The organism is Pseudomonas sp. AC083 (genome assembly GCF_979253165.1).
In genome coordinates, this window is the sequence record NZ_CEEDDH010000005.1 from 168,338 (window position 1) to 186,524 (window position 18,187).

18 protein-coding genes are annotated in these 18,187 nt (G+C 60.0%); 12 read left to right on the plus strand and 6 right to left on the minus strand.

The features are described 5' to 3' along the window. Positions 1 to 17: 17 nt before the first annotated feature. Positions 18 to 680 carry a GMP/IMP nucleotidase gene (gene yrfG, locus AC0IXA_RS11085; RefSeq protein WP_341638374.1) on the minus strand — a complete coding sequence of 221 codons (663 nt, stop codon included), beginning with the start codon at positions 678 to 680 and terminating at the stop codon, positions 18 to 20. Positions 681 to 768: 88 nt separating this feature from the next. Between yrfG and nudE the strand changes: the two genes are divergently transcribed. Then, on the plus strand, positions 769 to 1,338 hold the full coding sequence (nudE, locus tag AC0IXA_RS11090) for an ADP compounds hydrolase NudE (protein ID WP_016772166.1): 570 nt from the start codon (positions 769 to 771) through the stop codon (positions 1,336 to 1,338). Positions 1,339 to 1,345: 7 nt separating this feature from the next. Further along, entirely contained in the window at positions 1,346 to 2,173 is an 828-nt protein-coding gene (gene cysQ / locus AC0IXA_RS11095; protein ID WP_341638375.1) for a 3'(2'),5'-bisphosphate nucleotidase CysQ, read from the plus strand. A gap of 203 nt (positions 2,174 to 2,376) precedes the next feature. Here the strand turns inward: cysQ and AC0IXA_RS11100 are convergent, their stop codons facing one another. Genes AC0IXA_RS11100 through rfbC form a run of 4 tightly spaced genes read right to left on the minus strand, consistent with a single transcriptional unit; the run spans position 2,377 to position 6,604 of the window. Further along, positions 2,377 to 2,832: a YiiD C-terminal domain-containing protein gene (locus tag AC0IXA_RS11100; protein ID WP_341638376.1), complete on the minus strand. Its 456-nt coding sequence runs from the start codon at positions 2,830 to 2,832 to the stop codon at positions 2,377 to 2,379. Continuing rightward, positions 2,829 to 4,211 (minus strand): sigma-54-dependent transcriptional regulator, encoded by a 1,383-nt coding sequence (locus AC0IXA_RS11105; protein ID WP_071174083.1) that lies wholly within the window; start codon positions 4,209 to 4,211, stop codon positions 2,829 to 2,831. Before AC0IXA_RS11105 ends, AC0IXA_RS11100 begins: the two co-directional genes overlap by 4 nt. Continuing rightward, positions 4,208 to 6,016, minus strand: a complete 1,809-nt coding sequence (locus AC0IXA_RS11110) for a sensor histidine kinase (RefSeq protein WP_341638377.1) — start codon at positions 6,014 to 6,016, stop codon at positions 4,208 to 4,210. The genes AC0IXA_RS11105 and AC0IXA_RS11110 overlap by 4 nt, the downstream gene beginning before the upstream one ends. Before the next feature lie 42 nt (positions 6,017 to 6,058). Beyond that, on the minus strand, positions 6,059 to 6,604 hold the full coding sequence (rfbC, locus tag AC0IXA_RS11115; protein ID WP_471813034.1) for a dTDP-4-dehydrorhamnose 3,5-epimerase: 546 nt from the start codon (positions 6,602 to 6,604) through the stop codon (positions 6,059 to 6,061). 159 nt (positions 6,605 to 6,763) lie between these two features. On the opposite strand from rfbC, the gene AC0IXA_RS11120 reads away from it, so the two are divergent. The 9 genes from AC0IXA_RS11120 to AC0IXA_RS11160 all read left to right on the plus strand — a co-directional run bounded on the left by AC0IXA_RS11120 (position 6,764) and on the right by AC0IXA_RS11160 (position 16,614). After that, a complete protein-coding gene (locus AC0IXA_RS11120) occupies positions 6,764 to 9,676 on the plus strand; it encodes an aminotransferase (protein WP_471813036.1) in 2,913 nt (970 codons plus the stop codon). 304 nt (positions 9,677 to 9,980) lie between these two features. Further along, on the plus strand, positions 9,981 to 10,859 hold the full coding sequence (aguB, locus tag AC0IXA_RS11125) for an N-carbamoylputrescine amidase (protein ID WP_263470808.1): 879 nt from the start codon (positions 9,981 to 9,983) through the stop codon (positions 10,857 to 10,859). Beyond that, on the plus strand, positions 10,859 to 11,965 hold the full coding sequence (gene aguA / locus AC0IXA_RS11130; RefSeq protein ID WP_471813038.1) for an agmatine deiminase: 1,107 nt from the start codon (positions 10,859 to 10,861) through the stop codon (positions 11,963 to 11,965). Before aguB ends, aguA begins: the two co-directional genes overlap by 1 nt. Before the next feature lie 245 nt (positions 11,966 to 12,210). Then, entirely contained in the window at positions 12,211 to 12,423 is a 213-nt protein-coding gene (locus AC0IXA_RS11135; RefSeq protein ID WP_016772156.1) for a hypothetical protein, read from the plus strand. A gap of 460 nt (positions 12,424 to 12,883) precedes the next feature. Further along, entirely contained in the window at positions 12,884 to 14,170 is a 1,287-nt protein-coding gene (locus AC0IXA_RS11140) for an OprD family porin (protein ID WP_076565096.1), read from the plus strand. Positions 14,171 to 14,401: 231 nt separating this feature from the next. Next, positions 14,402 to 15,148 (plus strand): 2OG-Fe dioxygenase family protein, encoded by a 747-nt coding sequence (locus AC0IXA_RS11145; RefSeq protein WP_016772154.1) that lies wholly within the window; start codon positions 14,402 to 14,404, stop codon positions 15,146 to 15,148. A 79-nt stretch (positions 15,149 to 15,227) separates the two neighbouring features. Continuing rightward, complete coding sequence (locus AC0IXA_RS11150) at positions 15,228 to 15,605, plus strand: GNAT family N-acetyltransferase (RefSeq protein WP_008080517.1); 378 nt, start codon at positions 15,228 to 15,230, stop codon at positions 15,603 to 15,605. Beyond that, the gene (locus tag AC0IXA_RS11155) at positions 15,602 to 16,318 is read left to right on the plus strand and encodes an AzlC family ABC transporter permease (protein WP_016772152.1); all 717 of its coding nucleotides are present in this window, start codon (positions 15,602 to 15,604) and stop codon (positions 16,316 to 16,318) included. The genes AC0IXA_RS11150 and AC0IXA_RS11155 overlap by 4 nt, the downstream gene beginning before the upstream one ends. After that, positions 16,297 to 16,614 carry an AzlD domain-containing protein gene (locus AC0IXA_RS11160; RefSeq protein ID WP_041477503.1) on the plus strand — a complete coding sequence of 106 codons (318 nt, stop codon included), beginning with the start codon at positions 16,297 to 16,299 and terminating at the stop codon, positions 16,612 to 16,614. The genes AC0IXA_RS11155 and AC0IXA_RS11160 overlap by 22 nt, the downstream gene beginning before the upstream one ends. On the opposite strand, the gene AC0IXA_RS11165 is transcribed toward AC0IXA_RS11160, so the two are convergent. Next, on the minus strand, positions 16,531 to 17,457 hold the full coding sequence (locus AC0IXA_RS11165; protein ID WP_122611119.1) for a LysR family transcriptional regulator: 927 nt from the start codon (positions 17,455 to 17,457) through the stop codon (positions 16,531 to 16,533). The two genes, AC0IXA_RS11160 and AC0IXA_RS11165, sit on opposite strands and share 84 nt — an antisense overlap. Before the next feature lie 312 nt (positions 17,458 to 17,769). On the opposite strand from AC0IXA_RS11165, the gene AC0IXA_RS11170 reads away from it, so the two are divergent. Next, the gene (locus tag AC0IXA_RS11170; protein ID WP_471813041.1) at positions 17,770 to 18,177 is read left to right on the plus strand and encodes an MbcA/ParS/Xre antitoxin family protein; all 408 of its coding nucleotides are present in this window, start codon (positions 17,770 to 17,772) and stop codon (positions 18,175 to 18,177) included. The last annotated feature ends 10 nt before the right edge of the window (positions 18,178 to 18,187 follow it).

Genomic DNA, 18,187 nt, shown 5'->3' on the forward strand with positions numbered 1-18,187 from the left:
AAGGCAGCAACGCGTCGTCAAAGCCCTGCAATCAAATCGCGGTAATCCTCGACGGCGGCAAACTCCGCTGTGTCCTTCGGCCCTTTGCGGCTGTCCGGTTCTTTCACCGCCAGCAAGTGCGCCACGCCAAAATCCCGTGCACTGCGCAGGATTGGCAAGGTGTCATCGATAAACAGGCTGCGCGCCGGATCAAAACCGATGTCCGCCTGCAAGGCATCCCAGAACTGCGGGTTCTCCTTGGGATAGCCGTAGTCATGCGAGCTGATCAGTCGCTCGAAGTATGGTGCGAGTTCGATCCGTTCCAGTTTCAACGACAGCGAATCGCGGTGTGCATTAGTGATCATGATCACCCGTTTGCCGGCGCGTTTGATCGCGTCGAGGAAGGTATCGGCATCCGCGCGCAGGGCGATCAGGTGGGCGGTTTCCTGTTTCAGTTCACGCACCGACAATTTCAGTTCCGCGCTCCAGAAATCCAGGCAATACCACTGCAACTGGCCGGCGTGGCGCTCGAACAATGGTTGCAATTCCAGCTCGGCCATGGCCCGGCTGATGCCGTGCAGTTCGGCGTAGCGCTGGGGCAGGTGTTCGAGCCAGAAATGGTTGTCGAAGTGCAGATCCAGCAGCGTGCCGTCCATGTCGAGCAGAACGGTATCGATGGCGGACCACGGTAATGAAGGCATGGCAACGTCTCGAACGGTGAAAAGATATCCGACGCAAACAATCGGGAAAGCCGCGTTATAGTAGCGCGTTCACGCCAAGGAGCTTTGCATGCGCCAGAAACCCACCGTACTCGCCCGCGAGATCGTCGCCACCAGTCGCCTGTTTCGCGTCGAAGAACTCAAGCTGCGATTTTCCAATGGCGTGGAGCGCACATACGAGCGTCTGGTCGGCAAGGGCGCGGGTTATGGCGCGGTGATGATCGTCGCGATGCTTGATGCCGAACACGCAGTGTTGATCGAGGAATACTGCGGCGGCACCGACGAATACGAACTGTCTCTGCCCAAAGGCCTGATCGAGCCGGGCGAGGACGTGCTGGCGGCGGCCGAGCGGGAACTCAAGGAAGAGGCCGGTTATGGCGCGCGTCAACTGGAGCATCTGACCGAGCTGTCGCTGTCGCCCGGTTACATGAGCCAGAAAATCCAAGTGGTGCTGGCCACTGATCTTTACGAGGAGCGGCTGGAAGGCGATGAGCCGGAGCCGATGCGGGTCGACAAGGTCAACCTGCGCGAACTGTCGGCGCTGGCGCAGAATCCGCAATTTTCCGAGGGCCGCGCCTTGGCGGCGCTGTATTTGACCCGTGACTTGCTGAGCCAGCGCGGGGTATTCAGCTATGAGTGAGACGTCGATGAATTTTCCCCATCCGTTGATGGCGCCAGTGGTTGAGTTGGCTTTACAGGCTGGCGAGGTGATCCTGCCGTTCTGGCGTGCCGGCGTTGAAGTCACGGCCAAGTCCGATGATTCGCCGGTCACGGCCGCCGACCTGGCTGCACATCATCTTATAGTTGCCGGGCTGACGGCGCTGGATCCGAGCATTCCGGTGCTGTCCGAAGAGGACGCCGACATCCCGCAGAGCGTGCGCGCCGGTTGGCAGCGCTGGTGGCTGGTGGATCCGCTGGACGGCACCAAGGAGTTCATCAGCGGTAGCGAGGAATTCACTGTGAACATCGCGCTGATCGAAAATGGCCGGGTGGTGTTTGGCGTGGTGACGATGCCGACCAACGGTCGTTTTTATGTCGGCGGTGCCGGATTTGGAGCCTGGCGTGGCGACGAGGGCGGTACGCCGACGGCGATTCAGGTGCGCGATGTGCCTGCACCGGGCGAGGCGTTTACTGTGGTGGCCAGCCGTCGCCATTCCAGTCCCGAGCAAGAGCGTTTGCTGGCCGGGTTGAGCGCCAGTCTTGGTGAGCTGCAACTGGCCAATATCGGCAGTTCCCTGAAGTTCTGTCTATTGGCCGAAGGTGCTGCCGATTGCTATCCGCGACTGGCGCCGACTTCGCAGTGGGACACGGCGGCAGCGCAGGGCGTGCTGGAAGGGGCGGGGGGCGAGGTGCTGGATTTGAGCGGCGAGGCGTTCAGTTATCCGCCGCGAGAATCACTGTTGAATGAGTTCTTTCTGGCGCTGCCGGCGAAGGCTGCGTGGCGCGAGAGATTGTTGGAGTTGGCTCGAGGTTAACTGCTGAACCGGAATTCCCCCTCACCCCAGCCCTCTCCCCCAGGAGAGGGAGCCGACCGAGTTGTCTGGCGCTATGCATCGACCTGGAGAATCGAGTCGATTGTGGATTCGGCGAAGCAGTTTCAGGTCGACGTAAATCTGTAGCATCCCCGTATCGGTTCCCTCTCCCTCGGGAGAGGGCTAGGGTGAGGGGCTGTTGATCCTCAACGGTGCAAAACGTACTGCCCGATAAATCTCACTGCCTCGTCCTCGCTTCCCGCATTCAGGATCCGCGTATCCAGCGTCAACCGCGCCCGTCCATAGCGCCGATACATCGTCACAAAGCGCTTCCACACCGCCGCATCCGGCGCCGGGCAGATGGCCACGGCGTCTCCCGTTACCGGCAGCGGATAACTGATCTGCCCTTCCTGGATGACGATGTGTCCGTCGGCAATCCCTTCTTCCTTCAAACGCAGATGCAACCAGCCCCAGCCGGCCAGCACCGCGCCGCAGTAGAGGCTGCCGCCAAACATGGTGCTCTTGTGATTGACGTTGGGCGCGAGGGGCAGGTGCAGGCTCAGTTGCTGCTCGCGCCAATCGAGCACCTCGAGGCCCATCTCGGCGGTCAGCGGAATGTCGTGATGCAGCACCGTTTGCAGGTATTCGCTTTCGCTGCTCATTCGTGGTCTTCCCCGTGGCTGCTGTCGCCGAAATTCAGACCGTGTTTGCGTAGCTTGTCATGCAGGGTCTTGCGCGGAATACCCAAGGCTTCGGCGAGGCTGCGCACCGAGCTGTGCGAGCGCGCCAGTTCGGCGGCGATCAGCGATTTCTCGAAGTTTTCCACTTGCTCGCTGAGGCCGCCACTGACCACTTCTACCGGCGTGCCGCCGCTGCCATCAGCGCTGTTGTCCAGTGCCAGCTCAAGCCCGAGGGCGAAGCGTTCGGCGGCATTTTGCAGTTCACGTACATTGCCCGGCCAGGTGTGGCGCAGCAGAAGCGCGCGGTGTGCCGGTTGCAGCTCGTGGGGGGGCAAGCCGTGACGGGCGCTGGCTTCATCGGCGTAATGCTGGAACAGCACCAGTGCGTCTTCGCCCCTTTCGCGCAGCGGCGGGATGCGCAGCGGCGCGACGTTGAGGCGGTAATACAAGTCGGCGCGGAAGCGACCCTGATCCGCCGCCTGACGCAGGTCCTCCTTGGTCGCGGCGATGACGCGGATGTCCAGCGGGATCAACTGATTGCCGCCCAGACGCTCGACGACTCGCTCCTGCAGCATGCGCAGCAATTTCACTTGCACGTCCATGCTCATGCTTTCGATTTCGTCGAGGAACAGCGTGCCGCCGTTGGCGAATTCGAATTTGCCGATGCGGCGTTTCTGCGCGCCGGTGAAAGCGCCGGGCTCGTGACCGAACAGCTCGCTTTCCACCACCGATTCCGCCAGGGCGCCGGCGTTGATCGCCACGAACGGGCCGTTGCGGCGGCTCGACAAGTCGTGCAGCGCGCGGGCAACCACCTCTTTACCGGCGCCGGTTTCGCCGAGGATCAGCACGTCAGCCTTGGTCGCCGCCAGCGCACCGATCTGCTCACGCAGACGCAGCATCGGCGTCGAATGGCCGACCAGTCGCGCGCTCAATTCGTTGCGGTCGCTCAAGGCCAGACGCAGGCTGCGGTTGTCCAGCACCAGCCGCCGTAGCGCGAGGGCGCGACGGACGCTGTCGAGCAGCGCGTCGCTGGCAAAGGGTTTTTCCAGAAAATCGTAAGCGCCGGCGCGCATCGCCTGCACTGCCAGCGGTACGTCGCCATGGCCGGTGATCAGCAGCACCGGCAGCTCCGGATCCTGTGCATGCAACTCGCTCAACAGTTCGAGGCCGTCCATGCCCGGCATGCGGATGTCGCTGACCACCACCCCCGGCCAGTCACGCTCAAGCTGTGCCGCCAGCCCTTTGGCTTCGGACAGTGGCAGGATTTTCAGGCCGGCCAGGTCCAGGGTCTGGCCGAGGGCCTGGCGCAAGTGCGGATCGTCGTCGATCAACACTACCTGGATGCGATTGTCGATGGTCATGCACTTCGATCCTCGGAAGGTTGCAGGCTGACTCCGGGCGCGCCGGCGCGCAGGCGCAGGGTAATCAGGGCACCGCCCTGTTTGTGGTTGGCGAACGACAGCTCGCCACCAAAGGCGCGCATCAGCGTTTCACAAATGGCCAGTCCCAGACCCAGACCCTGTGTGCGGGTCTTGGTGGTGTAAAAGGGCTCGCTGGCGCGGCCAAGAGCTTCCATGCAGAACCCGGGGCCGTTGTCGCGAATGTACAGATTGACGCCGTCGGCGGTGGCTTCGGCACTCAGCCACAATTTGCGCGGCGGGCCTTTTTCGGTGAGCGCATCGAGGGCGTTGGCCAGCAGATTGCCCAGCACTTGGCGCAAGCGGGTTTCGCCGGCCTCTACCCACAGCGTGGCGGCGGGCAAGTCGCGGATCAGTTCGACTTCCATGCTGCGCCGACGTTTGGCCAGCAATGCCAGCGCATCGTCCAGCGCCGGTTGCAGGGCAACGCTTTCCGGTGCGTGGCGATCGCGGCGGGCGAAGGCGCGCAGGTGGGCGATGATCGAGGCCATGCGCCCGGTCAATTCGCTGATCAGCTTGAGGTTGCCGCGCGCGTCCTCGGTGCGCTGATGATCGAGCAGCACTTCGGCGTTTTCCGCATAGCTGCGAATCGCCGCCAGGGGTTGATTGAGTTCGTGACTGATGCTCGCCGACATGGTCCCCAGCGCCGACAATTTGCCCGCCTGGACCAGATCGTCTTGGGCGCGCACCAGCTCCTGCTGCGCTTGCTCACGCTCGAGCACTTCCTGCTTCAAACGCCGGTTGAGGCCCTCCAGATCGCTGGTACGTTCAGCCACCCGGCCTTCCAGTTCGCGGCGCGCCTTGGCCTCAAATGCGATGCGCTCCAGATAGTGCCGGCGACGTTGCATCATCAGACCCACCAGCAGCATGACCACCAACAGCGTGGCGCCGCCGATCGCGACCACCGTGCGCACCGGACGATCGATCAGCGTGCGCGGGGCGAGGATGCTGACGCTCCAGCCGGTTTCGGCGATGTCGTGGGTCTGCGTCAGCCAGGCGCCGGGGCTCAGGTTCAGCGGCCGCGGTTCGCGGGTCGGATAGGGCTGGATCGCGGTGATCGCCGCGCGCTCGGTTTCGCTCAGCTCACGGGTGGCGCGAAAACGCCATTCCGGGCGAGAGGTGAGGATGACCACGCCGTTATGGTCGGTCACCAGCAATTGTTCCGGGGTTTTGCCCCACAGGCTTTCGGTATGGTCGAGGTCGACCTTGATCACCAGCACGCCGATGATTTTCTCGCCGTTGCGCACAGCAGCGGCGAAGAAGTAGCCGCGTTTGGCGGAAGTGGTGCCGAGGCCGAAGAAGCGTCCGAGGCGCCCGGCCATTGCTTCGCTGAAATACGGGCGAAAGGCGAAATTGCGGCCAACGAAGCTGTCGCGTTTGTCCCAGTTCGACGCCGCCAGCGTCTGGCCGGACGTGTCCATCAGGTACATGACTTCAGCGCCGGTCTGCGCGGCGATGTTTTTCAGCAGGCGATTGGCGTTGCCCTGGGTGACGCCGTCGTCCGGCGCCCCGAGCACCGCACGCAGGGCCGGCAGGTCGCCGAGGATCTGCGGCAACACTTCGTAGCGATGCAGGGTGCCGAGCAGGTTGGCCACGTAAAGATCGAGGGTCTGGCGATTCTGCCCGGCGAGCTCGCTGCGGTAATAGCGTTCGGCGAGGTGTTCCAGCGGCCACAGCAGCGGCGCCAGGCACAGGGCCAACAGTGCAAGGCTGCGCCAGCGAGGTCTGCGGGGGAGCGGTGGTTTCATGTGCCGGATACGCCTCAGGTGACAGGCGCATTATGCCCGGCCTCAGGCGAAGACGTCAGCGTCCTTGAGCAGCGCAGCCGCCTGATCCTTGGCCGACAGCTTCGGCGCTTCGTCCAGTTGCCAGTCGATGCCCAGCGCCGGGTCGTCCCAGCGAATGCTGCGCTCGGAAGACGGGTCGTAATAGTTGGTGGTCTTGTAAAGAAATTCGGCGAACTCGCTCAGCACCACGAAGCCGTGAGCGAAACCTTCCGGTATCCATACCTGACGATGGTTTTCCGCCGACAGGCGCACCGCCACCGATCTGCCGAAGTGCGGCGAACTGCGACGGATGTCAACCGCCACATCGAGCACTTCACCTGCGGTCACGCGAACCAGTTTGCCCTGGGTGTTCTGCAACTGGTAATGCAGGCCACGCAGCACGCCTTTTTGCGAGCGCGAATGGTTGTCCTGCACAAACTGCGTTTCCAGACCGGTGGCGTCCTGAAACGCCTCGGCATTGAAACTCTCGTAGAAAAAACCACGCTCGTCGCCAAACACCTTGGGTTCGATGATCAGAACACCGGGCAGATCGGTGGTGATGACATTCATGAGGATTTCCGTTGATAGGTGAATGGCCGACATTCTTGCGCAAAGCGCTGCGGGGCGCGAGTGTTGGGTTTGAATTGGAGCGTTCATTGAAGCCGGGGGTTGCGTAACCGCCAAGGCGATGGCGATATAAGCGCCTAATAAAATTTCAGGGGTCGTTTCATGCCGCTCGCCACGTTGATTCATCGCGCCAGTTTGCCCGGTCCGCAGGTTTCAGAGGCGCAGGCGCAGCAATGGCTGGCCGAATATTACGGGTTCAGCGGCACGTTGCAGGCGCTGGGCAGCCAGCAGGATCTGAATTATCGCGTCGACAGCGCGCGTGGACGCTTTGTGCTGAAAGTCTGTCGTGGCGACTACGCTCTTGTGGAGCTGCAAGCCCAGCACGCCGGGCTCAAATACTTGGCCGAGCACTCGGCGATCAAGGTGCCGCGCGTCATCGCAGCCAATAACGGTGCAGATCTGTTGTCGCTGCAAGCCAATCGCGAAACGGTGCATGTGCGGTTGCTGGAGTACATCGACGGCCAACCATTGACCGATTTCGATCATCTTGGCCAGGACGTGGTCGCCGGGTTTGGCCGACTCTGTGGCGAGATGGATCTGGCCCTGGCAGGCTTCGATCACCCGGGCCTTGAACGCACCTTGCAGTGGGACGCGCGTCACGCCAACGCTTTGATCAGTCATCTGTTGCCGGTGATCACCGACGCGCAGCAGGGTGCGGCGATCAGCGCTGCCGCCGAGCAGGCCGAGCGCCGTTTGCAGCCGTTGCTGGACAAACTGCCGGTGCAGGCGATTCACATGGACATCACCGATGACAACGCCGTTTGGGCGCGCGACGCCCAGCGGCATTGGCAGTTGCAGGGTGTGATCGACTTCGGTGATCTGGTGCGCACCTGGCGCATCACTGATCTGTCGGTGACCTGTGCGGCTTTGCTGCATCACGCCGATGGCGATCCGTTTGTCATCCTGCCGGCGGTCCAGGCTTATCACGCGGTCAATCCGTTGCAGTACGCAGAGTTGCAAGCGCTGTGGCCATTGATCGTGGCGCGGGCGGCGGTGCTGGTGCTCAGTGGCGAGCAACAGGTGAGCATCGACCCCACCAATATGTATAGCCGCGACAATCTCAGTCACGAGTGGGAAATCTTTCGCGTCGCGACCTCGGTGCCGCAGGCGCTGATGGAAGCGGCAATTCTCACCGCCGTGGGCCAGACCGTGCAGAAGGTCGAAAACCCGGAATTTGCGCCATTGCTGCCCGGATTGGTCGGGCGCGAATTCGCGCTGATCGATCTGGGCGTGTTGAGCCCGCACTTCGAGGCGGGCAATTGGGAGCAGCCGGGCATTGATCAGCGCTTGCTGACAGAGGCCGCAGCGGTGCACGGGCTGGCGGCAACGCGTTATGGCCAGTACCGCTTGTCACATACTCGGCCAGACAGCGCGACTGAGCCGGACACGTTCCCGTTGCATGTCGAATTGCGTGTGCCGGCTGGAGCCGAAGTGCAAGCGCCGTTCGCCGGCGTTCTGAAGCAAGCGGCAAACGGTGCGCTGCAACTCGATGGCCCACAGTTCAGCGTTCGCCTGTGGGGCGTGACGCCTGTTCTTGAACATGGGGTGGCAGTGGATAGAGGCCAGAAACTCGGTGAAGTCACTGGGCCGCTGATCGTGCAGTTGTGCCGAGAAGCAGAACTCGACGCGCCGCTGTTCTGCACGCCGTCCCGTGCATCGGCTTGGCAGGCGTTGTGCCCGTCACCGGCGATGCTGCTCGGGCTGGCCTGCGACGCCGAGCCTGAGCTGGACGCGAAAACCCTGCTCGAACGCCGCGATGCCAGTTTTGCCCGCACGCAAAAACACTATTACGTTGACCCGCCGCGCATTGAACGCGGCTGGCGCAATCACCTGATTGATATGCACGGCCGATCCTATCTGGACATGCTCAACAACGTCGCCGTGCTCGGCCACGGTCACCCGCGGATGGCGGCGGTCGCGGCGCGGCAGTGGTCGTTGCTCAATACCAATTCGCGCTTCAACTACGCGGCGGTCGCCGAATTTTCCGAGCGCTTGCTGAAGCTGGCGCCGAAGGGCATGGATCGTGTGTTTCTGGTCAACAGCGGCAGCGAGGCCAATGACCTTGCGATTCGCCTGGCCTGGGCCTTCAGCGGTGGGCGCGACATGATCAGCGTGCTCGAGGCGTATCACGGCTGGACGATCGGCGCCGATGCGGTATCGACGTCGATTGCCGACAACCCGAAGGCCCTGGAAAGTCGCCCGGACTGGGTGCACCCAGTGCCAGCACCGAACACTTATCGCGGCGAATTCCGTGGCGCCGATTCGGCACCGGATTACGTGCGCAGCGTCGAGCATCATCTGCAAAAACTGGCCGAGCAGAAGCGGCAACTGGCCGGTTTCATCTGCGAGCCGGTCTACGGCAATGCCGGGGGTATTTCTTTACCGCCGGGCTATTTGCCGCAGGTGTATGAAAAGGTCCGCGCGCAGGGCGGGGTGTGCATCGCTGACGAAGTGCAGGTCGGTTACGGGCGCATGGGCCATTTTTTCTGGGGCTTCGAACAGCAGGGCGTGGAGCCGGACATCATCACCATGGCCAAAGGCATGGGTAACGGTCAGCCACTTGGCGCGGTAATCACTCGCCGGGAAATCGCCGAGGCGCTGGAGGCCGAAGGCTATTTCTTCTCGTCGGCGGGCGGCAGTCCGGTCAGTTGCCAGATCGGCATGGCGGTGCTCGATGTGATGGAGGAAGAAAAGCTCTGGGAAAACGCCCAGGTCGTCGGCGGCCACTTCAAGGCGCGCCTGGAAGCGTTGATCGATAAACATCCGCTGGTCGGCGCGGTGCACGGCTCCGGGTTTTATCTCGGGCTGGAGCTGATCCGCAATCGGCAGACGCTGGAACCGGCAACTGCCGAGACTGCATTGCTGTGTGATCGCCTGCGCGAGTTGGGGATCTTCATGCAGCCGACGGGCGATGACTTGAACATCCTCAAAATCAAGCCACCGATGGTGACGTCGCGCCAGAGCGTGAATTTCTTTGTCGATATGCTGGATCGGGTGTTGAGCGAAGGCCTGTAAGCAAGGCACATCCCCTGTGGGAGCGAGCCTGCTCGCGAAAGCGGTGTATCAGTCGCCACATGCGTTGACTGATACACCGCATTCGCGAGCAGGGTCGCTTCCACATCTGTTTTCGGTCTAAGTCCGATTTGTATCGATTAAATTGGCGCTCAAACAGATAGATTCCTTCTGTACAGCTTTTAAAGTCGATATTTATCGGTTATAAAGTCGCCATTGCTCCGGCATGGTGATCTTATGTCCGGTGCGCGCGTTTTCTTTTCGGTCGAATTCTTCGACTGTCAAAGCACTAGCCCGGAGATGATTCATGAGCCGTATCGTTACCGTCGCCGCCACGCAGATGGCCTGTTCGTGGGACCTGGAAGCCAACCTCGAAACCGCTGAAAGACTGGTCCGCGAAGCCGCCGCCGAAGGCGCACAGATCATCCTCATCCAGGAACTGTTCGAGGCACCGTACTTCTGCCAGAAGCCCAATCCGGATTACCTGCAACTGGCGACGACGGTTGAAGAGAACGTCGCCATCAAGCATTTCCAGAAAATCGCCAAAGAGTTGCAAGTAGTGCTGCCGATCAGCTTCTACGAACTGGCCGGGCGTGCACGCTTCAACAGCATCGCGATCATCGACGCCGACGGCAGCAACCTCGGGATTTATCGTAAAAGCCACATCCCCGACGGCCCGGGCTATCACGAAAAGTATTACTTCAACCCCGGCGACACCGGCTTCAAGGTGTGGAACACCCGTTACGCGAAAATCGGCGTCGGCATCTGTTGGGACCAATGGTTTCCGGAAGCGGCACGCAGCATGGCCCTGCAAGGCGCGGAAATTCTTTTTTATCCGACCGCGATCGGCAGCGAGCCGCACGACAAGACCATCTCTTCACGCGATCACTGGCAGCGAGTGCAGCAGGGCCATGCCGGCGCCAACCTGATGCCGCTGATTGCCAGCAATCGCATCGGCAATGAAGAGCAGGACGGCTACGACATCACCTTCTACGGCTCGTCGTTCATCGCCAACCAGTTCGGCGAAAAAGTGCAGGAGCTGAATAAAACCGAAGAAGGTATTCTTGTGCACACGTTCAACCTCGACGAGCTGGAACATATTCGCAGCGCGTGGGGTTCATTCCGCGACCGCCGGCCGAATCTGTACGGCGCGTTGAAAACCCTCGACGGTTCCCTGGAGTCCTGATGACCACATTGAAAAGTACCCCACGCGCCGATGGCTTCTACATGCCGGCCGAGTGGGCGCCACAAACCCAGACCTGGATGATCTGGCCCGAGCGCCCGGACAACTGGCGTCTGGGCGGCAAACCGGCGCAGGCCGCGCACGCCGCCGTGGCCAAAGCCATCGCCCGTTTCGAGCCGGTCACCGTTGCCGTCTCCGCCGGCCAATACGAAAACGCCCGCGCGCGCCTCGATGTGCCGAATATCCGCGTGGTGGAAATGTCCAGCGACGACGCCTGGGTTCGCGACAGCGGCCCGACCTTCGTGATTAATAACCAGGGCGAAGTGCGCGGTGTGAACTGGGATTTCAACGCCTGGGGTGGTTTCGATGGCGGCCTGTATGCACCGTGGAACCGTGATTCGCAGGTCGGCGGCAAGATCCTCGAGATCGAGCGCAGCCCGCGTTACCGCACTGAAGGTTTCGTGCTCGAAGGCGGTTCGATTCATGTCGACGGCGAAGGCACGCTGATCACCACCGAAGAATGCCTGCTCAACCGCAATCGCAACCCGCACCTGAGCCGCGGAGAAATCGAAGCCGTACTCAGCGACAATCTGTCTGTGGACAAGATCATCTGGTTGCCGGATGGCTTGTTCAACGATGAAACCGACGGCCATGTGGATAACTTCTGCTGCTACGTGCGTCCGGGCGAAGTGCTGCTGGCGTGGACCGATGATCCGCAGGATCCAAACTACCCGCGCTGCCAGGCCGCAATGAAAGTGCTGCAAAGCAGCACCGACGCCAAGGGCCGCCCGTTCACGGTGCACAAAATGCCGATTCCGGGGCCGCTCTATGCGACCGAAGAAGAGTGCGCCGGCGTCGATGCGGTGGACGGTTCGCAGGAGCGCAATCCTTCCGTGCGTCTGGCCGGTTCCTACGTGAACTTTCTGATCGTCAACGGTGGCATCATCGCGCCGAGCTTCGACGACCCGAAGGACGCCCCGGCCAGGGAAATCCTGCAGACGCTGTTTCCGCAGCACGAAGTCGTGATGGTGCCGGGCCGCGAACTGTTACTGGGTGGCGGCAATATTCACTGCCTTACCCAACAGCAGCCAGCGCCGCACAAAGAGTGAGTTGAGTCGTAACAGCTTGAGTTGATTCACAAATCAGCCAGGCAATGATTAGCTCGCTCAGCATCAAAGCAAGCCCGCGGCCCGTCAGGACCGCGGGCTTGTTTGTATCCGCCGGTCGACATTCGGGTCGCCTTGGCATAGCTCTTGTATTGCTCCTGATGCACTAGGGAGGGAGGGGAACTTCAACAGTTCTGTCACAAACCTTGGATAACGTAGCCGCTCACGAACGGGGAGAGAGCGCTGAAATGAACGCCGAAGTGAACGTAATCAGCGAGCGGACTGTGCATCCCATGGCCGTCAACGGCGAATCGCTCCAGCTTGTCGCGCACTGGTTGAAGTCCAATGGAACGCGTCAGATCAGACAACCTGATCCGCGCCGGATGATGATCGAGCGCTACCCCGCTGGCCTGTTCAGCGAGGCCGAGCTGGAAGCCTTGTGGGATGTGATGGAAGGATAAGAACAATAGGGATTGGTAAAAGCGCTGCCGGGATGGCGGCGCTTTTTTTGCCTGATTTTTATCCACAGGTATTCAAAGGTGGGAGCGAGCCTGCTCGCGAAGGCGTCAGCCCTGCCAATGACTTTGTTGAATGATCCAGCGCTTCGCGAGCAGGCTCGCTCCCACAGTTCAAACTCTCTGTTTAATCGGTTTTTTCTGCAACCGCCCAGCAAAAAAATTACGTTTCTTAGACGTTTTTCGCCTATTTAAAGACGATTCTTGAAATTGACACACAGTTCAGGGCGCGGCTACGATTCGGCCCAACGCCTGTGGCTAACCGCCATGACTCAAAATAAGGAGCAGGCCCGCCATGACGTTAACGTCGGCGGGCTTTTTTGTTTCGGGGTGAATACAAGAGTGCAGAAAGCGCCGTTTCAGCCGTTCGACACAGCGCGTTTCAACCCGTAATAAGGAAAACAAAATGTTGAACAAGCGAATCAGTCTGATCGCACTGGGGATGTTGAGTGCTACACAGGCCATGGCTAACGACCAGGCCGAATCCAAGGGTTTCGTTGAAGACAGCAGCCTGAAAGTACTGTTGCGCAACGCCTACATCAATCGTGATTACAAAGACGGTAACAAGGACAAGGCCGAATGGGGCCAAGCGGCCATCGGTACGTTCTCGTCGGGCTTCACTCAAGGCACCGTCGGTGTCGGCGTGGACGCTTTCGGTCTGTACGCATTGCGCCTCGACGGCGGCAAGGGCCGTAGCGGCGCCGGCGGCATCGATTTTTTCAGACAGGAAAATGACGGTCGTGCGAACCACGACATCGCCAAGGGCGGCGCAGCGGTCAAATTCCGTGTTTCCAACACCGTGTTGACCTATGGCGACCAGATGCCGGCCCTGCCGGTGCTGAGCTACGACAACGTGCGTCTGCTGCCGGAAAGCTATACCGGTACCTTGATCACTTCCCGTGAAATCCAAGGCCTGGAATTGAACGCCGGCCGTTTCACCGCCGAATCGCGCAAGAGCGATGAAGGCCGCGACAGCGGCGGTCTGAAATCGATCAACGTGTTGGGCGGCAGCTATCAGTTCACCGAACACTTCAAAGGCGCGCTGTATGCGTCCGACGTTGAAGACGTCTTGAAGAAACAGTACGTGAATGCCAACTATGTGATTCCGTTCAACAAGGATCAGTCCCTGACCCTGGATTTCAACGGCTATCGCACCAAGCTGGACAGCTCCTATGTCCGCGAAAACGGTGTAACTGGCGACGACAACAAGATCTGGAGCCTGGCAGCCACTTTCGCCACCGGCCCGCACTCGTTCACCGTGGCGCATCAGCGTTCCACTGGCGACAGCAACTTGGGCTACGCCTATGGCGGCTATCAGAAAGACCAGGGTCGTGTCGGCGACGGTGGCAACTCCATCTACCTGGCCAACTCCTACTGGTCTGACTTCAACGCCGAAGACGAACGCAGCTGGCAGCTGGGTTACGGTCTGGACTTCGGTTCTTTCGGCGTTCCGGGTCTGAGCTACAACTTCGCTTACGTGCGCGGCGACAACATCACCACGTCCACCAGCGAAGGCGGCACCGAGCGCGAGATCTTCAACCAGTTCAAGTACGTCGTGCAAAGTGGCCCGGCCAAAGACCTGAGCGTGAAGTTGCGTAGCTCGATCCTGCGCGTGTCGCAGAAATCCAGCGAGTACAACGTCAGCGGTAATGAGCTGCGGGTATTCGTGGACTATCCGATCAACATCTTCTGATGATCGATCCGCTGTAAGAAACATGAGAAAACCCCGATTCGTTCGGGGTTTTTTTTCGGCGGTTTTTCAGCGCGAACCGCAAATAACCGGTGTTCTTGTCATGTAAAAGTCGTTTTTCAAGCGCTGCAGATTCCGTTTCAAGCAGTGCTTCAAATGCCTGAAATTCTTTCTCATGGACGCAAATTCTCCACCCAATAGATTAGGGCGTTCAACGCAGCGGAGAATTTGGTAATGATCGTTTTGAACAGAGAAGTGGGCGAATCGCTACGGCGCGACAAGTTTGTCAACGTCCAGGGTGGTGACTTCAATCTCTACGGTCATTTTGCCGACTTCGTCAGACTGACCAAAAGTTGGGAAAACATGGAGCCTGACAGCTACTACGGTCAGGCCGAAGCCGGCATGCGTTATCGTCGTTACAGCGACTTTGAATACAATCCGAAAACCCGTGAGCTCAAGCAACTTGAGCACCGCGCTTACGTGCAATCGAAAGAGAACAACGCTTACGTCGGTGGCGTGGTACGACACTTTCAGGACTTTTCCGAAGAAGTGATCTCTTCGCCGGTGATGCGCAGCCTGATCGACACCGATTTCGAAGTGTACAAAAGTGTCCTGCCGGAAGAGTTGCACGATGAAATCTGGCAGTGCCAGATCCATCAGATCCGCATCGAGATCAAACCCGGCAAACAGCTGGAAATCACCCCTGAAGGCATTCATTGCGACGGCTATCCGTTCAGCGGCGTGCACTTCTGGGGGCGCAATAATGTCGAGGGTGCTGAGAGTCGTTTGTATGACATCCATCAGCAGCAACTGGCGGCGACCACCTACGAGGAAATTCTCGACACCACCTACTTCCTCGATCGCGACATGCGCCACTACGTGACCCCGGCGCGCAATACCCACACCCATGCCATGGCGTACCGGCAGATTCTGGCGATTTCCTTCTCGCGGCCCGGGACCGCTTTCGACATTGTTCGCTAATCAGATCACCCCAATCGACGGCGTCGAGTGCTCGACGCCAGTGGTACTGCGCCGCGCAACTGCCAAGGATGCGCAACGCATGGAGCGCTTCTTCCGCCAGTTCGACGAAGTGTCGTTCTGCGAATGGCAGGACGCCAAATGCCTGCGCGGCGTGTTGATCCAGAAAACCACCACGGCGTATCTGGCGTTCGATGTGGCTGGCGAGATCGTCGGCGCGGTGCTCGGCGGCATGCTCGGCAGTCGCGGCACGATCAATCATCTGGCCGTGAGTCCGCGTTACCGCAGTCAGGGCGTGGGCCAGCGTCTGGTTGAAGCAGCGTCGTCCGACATGAAACGGGTCGGGGTGCTGCGGATGTTTCTGTTCGTCGACGATGCTAACCTCGCGGGCAAGCGATTCTGGACTGCCCAGGGTTTTTGCGAGCCTCACGGCGAACGAACATTTGAGAGGGATCTATGAATGAAAGGTCCGGCAGCGCGCCGCTGATGGCGACTCATCAGCCGTCGCGCACGTTTGCCGAAGCCAGCCCGGTGGTCGCCGGGTATTTCACCGTGTCGTTTGTTTTCGGGCTGATGGCGGTAAACGCCGGCCTGCCGATGTGGCTGCCGGTGGCGATGTGCTTGTTTGTCTATGCCGGCGCTTCGCAATTCGCCGCGCTGGCGCTGATCTCCAGCGGCGCATCGCTGACCACCATTGTGCTGACCACTTTCCTGATCAATGCGCGGCACATGCTGATGTCGGTGTACATGGCCAAAGCCCTGCGTGCATTGGGCTTGAGCCGCATGGAGCGTTGGGCTTACGCCGGTGGCCTGACGGATGAGTCCTTCGCCTTTCACAGCGTCAAGCTCGGCACAGGCGCGCCGGTCAACGTGCGTTATCTGATCGGTTTCAACCTGTTCTGTCACACCTCGTGGGTACTCGGCGGTTTGCTTGGCGCAGTTTGCGCGCAGTACGCGGCGCACTTGATCAAATATCAGCTCGACTATGCACTGACGGCGATGATGCTCTACGTGCTGGTCTCGCTGTGCAACACGCGCAACAAACTGATCGCTGCCGCTGCCGCCGTGGTCTGCATGGGTGCGCTGAGCCTGATCGGCAGTTCGCCCTTCAACGTATTCATCGCCACGTTCGTGGGCTGCGGAGTGGGTGTATGCCTGACCAAACGTTCCTGATTCTGGTGGTGGTGCTGATGATGGCGGTGACCTTCCTGCCGCGCGCCTTGCCACTGCAGATCAACACCGACCACTGGCCGCCCTTCGTGGCGCGCGCACTGGAATATCTGCCGGTGGCGATCGTCGCTGCGATCAGCCTCACGCCCCTGTTGATCAAGGACCGGCAGATCCAGCTCGATCGCCCGGAATTCTATGCCGCGATTCCGACGTTGCTATGTGCGTATTTCAGCAAAAACCTCTTTCTCAGTGTGGCGGTGGGGACGGCTGCGTACATTGCGCTCGGCTCGTTCATGTAGCGGCAGATCAACGACGTCGTTCAGCGCCTGGTGGGACAACTCCGGGTTGTTTACCGCCAGGCGCACTTCGAGGAAATCCTCGAAACCGGGAAAAATCGTCAGGCCGTTCTTCTGCGCCGCTTCACGCGAGACCATGCCGACCGCATCCATCTGCGTGATCAACGACAGCGTCAGGGTTTCGCTGCAGGAATAGACCATGCGCTGGCCGTTCTCGTGATTGCCCAGTCCGGCGTCGAGAAAGCGCAGAAAACTGTGGGAATACGGACAATCTTCCGCAGGACGCACCTGAAACTTGTTGCCCAGCAACGTCAGCGGATCGTTTTCCTGACCGCAATGCGCACCGACCACCTGCACCTGCACCTCCGGCAGGACGATGCTCGGCAGCCCCGGCCGCTGCGGGCCGATCAGCACGGCAAGGTCGAAATCTTCGTTCTTCAGCTTGCTGAGGTTTTCCATCGACTCGGCGTAGCTGAATTCCATCTGGTAATCGGGAAACACCTCGATCAGGCGTCCGATCATGCGTCGGTTGAAATCAGGCGACAGGGTGTTGTTCAACGCCACCTTCAACGTGCGCTGCCCGGGTACCTTCAGCGCCTCGACCTTTTCTTCCATCTGTCGCGTGGCGATCAACACTTTGTCGATGTAAGGCGTGAGCTCCGTGCCTTGCGGCGTCAGCGTCAGGCCCTTGTTGGAACGGCGAAACAAGCGGAAACCGAACTGCTCTTCGACCTTGTTCAACTGTGCGGCCAACGCCTGCACGGTCAGGCACGAATGCTCGGCTGCGGCCGACAGCGAGCCGGTCTGCACGATGCGCATGAGGTTGCGTAAGGTTCTGCTATCCATGGGTAATGCCCTCTGAAGTGGGCTGGGTATTGTTGTTTACGAAACGACCGAAACGGCGCCATATGCCGGCTATATTCCTGCACCTGAGCATAGTTGTCGCGGATTTAGTAGCGAATTGATTTCCCCGCCGATGGCTGGAGGCTGACAGAGGATCGGGGTTTTCGCTGGGATGAGGGTGATGGAGATCAAAAAATGTGTGCAAGCAGTATGGATTTTTCAGTCTGCACGGTTGTTCATCTGTGTATTAATTTTGAGTAAATGTACAGATATGTACTAACCTCAAAGCATGATGATTTCTCTGGAGGCGGCCAAATGCCAACTTCATCTACTGCGTTCAACCCGCGCGAACAACTCGACGCCCCCGAAGCCGGGCGCGTTGCGCTGAAGTTCTTCTTCAGCCTCATGGAGCATTGGGGCTGTAGCGCCGAGCAACAACGCTCCCTGCTCGGTGGAGTCGGCAACACCACATTCTATAAATACAAACACCTGCCAAACATCCGCCTGCCCCACGACACCCTTGAGCGCATTTCTTATCTGATGGGCATTCACAAGGCGTTGAGCATCATCTTCAGCAACAGCCGCGAACGCGCCTACGCCTGGGTCAGCAGCCCCAACACCGCGGCACCGTTCAATGGCAAAACCGCGCTGGATTACATGCTGGCGGGCCGGGTGGTCGATATCGCCGATGTGCGCCGCTACCTCGACGGAGTGCGCGGTTGAAAGCGCCGAC